The sequence below is a fragment of the Tessaracoccus lapidicaptus genome (assembly GCF_001693815.1).
GTDB classification, from domain to species: domain Bacteria; phylum Actinomycetota; class Actinomycetes; order Propionibacteriales; family Propionibacteriaceae; genus Arachnia; species Arachnia lapidicapta.
The window spans coordinates 1-1392 of the sequence record NZ_MBQD01000016.1 but is presented as its reverse complement, the minus strand read 5'-3'; the positions used below and the strand labels follow the sequence as shown (position 1 = coordinate 1392).

1 protein-coding gene is annotated in these 1392 nt (G+C 66.0%); it reads right to left on the bottom strand.

The features are described from left to right. Positions 1 to 47: 47 nt before the first annotated feature. Positions 48 to 1274, bottom strand: a complete 1227-nt coding sequence (locus BCR15_RS05255; protein WP_068751158.1) for an IS256 family transposase — start codon at positions 1272 to 1274, stop codon at positions 48 to 50. Positions 1275 to 1392 lie beyond the last annotated feature (118 nt).

The following is a 1392-nucleotide window of genomic DNA, read 5'->3' as shown; positions in this document are numbered from 1 at the left end:
GATTGCGCCCCGCTGGGTGGTGGGCTTTCGGGGTGTTCCCCGGTTGCTCACGCGTCGCCGCCGGTGATGGCGGCGATGGGTTCATTATCGCGGGCGGGGAGCAGTAGCGCCATGGATCCTTCGGAGAGGTAGCGGCGTTCGTCGGTGATCCATTCGTCGTTGGTGTCAGCGAGGATCATCCCCACCAGGCGGATCACGGAGGCCTCGTTGGGAAAGATCCCCACCACGCGGGCGCGGCGTTTGATCTCCTTGTTCAACCTTTCCAGGGGGTTGGTCGACCAGATCTTGCTCCAATGCGCCCGCGGGAACCCGGCGAAGGCCAAGACCTCGGTCTTGGCCGTATCCATCAGGGGTCCGATCTTGACGATCCGGTCGGCGAGCTGGTCGCGGACCGAGTCCCAGGTGCTGCTCACGGTGTCGGGGTCGGGTTGAGCAAAGATCGTGCGGAACACGGCTGCGACCATGTCCATCTGGGATTTCGGGACCAGGGCGAGGAGGTTGCGGGCGAAGTGGACCCGGCAGCGTTGATGGGCCGCGCCCTGGAAACAGCGCACGATCGCCGCGGTCAGGCCAGCGTGCTGATCAGAGATGACCAGCCGGACCCCGTGCAGGCCGCGGCCCTTCAACGAGGTGAGGAACCCGCGCCAGAACACTTCGTCCTCACTGTCCCCGACGTCAAGGCCGAGGATCTCCCGGCGCCCATCGCCGGCGACAGCGGTCGCGACCACGACCGCTTTGGAGGTGACCAGATGGTTGCTGCGGACGTGGAGGTACGTCGCGTCGAGAAACACGTAGGGGTACTCGATGGCGTCGAGTCGTCGGGTGCGGAAACGGCCGACCTCCTCGTCGAGTTGCCCGCAGATCCTCGATACCTCCGACTTCGAGATCCCCGATCCGCCCAGCGCTTCGACCAGCGCGTCGACGTTGCGGGTCGACACCCCACCGACCCAGGCTTCCATCACCACGGCATACAGGGCCTGATCGATCCGGCGCCGAGGCTCGAGCACGGAGGGGAAGAACGATCCCTTCCGCAGCTTCGGAATCGACACCTCCACGTCGCCGCCTTTGGTCAGCAGGGTCCGCGGTCGGGAACCGTTGCGTTCGGTGACACGGTCGGGGGACCGTTCGTAGCGGGCGGCGCCGATCACCTCTGCGGCTTCGGCTTCGATCAGTTCCTGGAGCACGAGCCGCACGGACTCGCGCACCAGATCGACGCCGTCGCCGGCGCGGAACGCCTCGAGCAGTTCGGACACGGCAGACTGGGACAGGGCCATCGGTGTGAACTCCTTCACGGTGGTAGTTGGCGCTACAACCGAGGATCACGCCGATGGCCCCCTCCATCAGCTCAGGACACGCCCTCCCTGAAACCCCACCACTCCACGGGACTCACAC

Bases quoted from the DNA above. Each gene is read 5' to 3' on its own strand.
- BCR15_RS05255 (WP_068751158.1), bottom strand. From the start codon at position 1,274: ATGGCCCTGTCCCAGTCTGCCGTGTCCGAACTGCTCGAGGCGTTCCGC.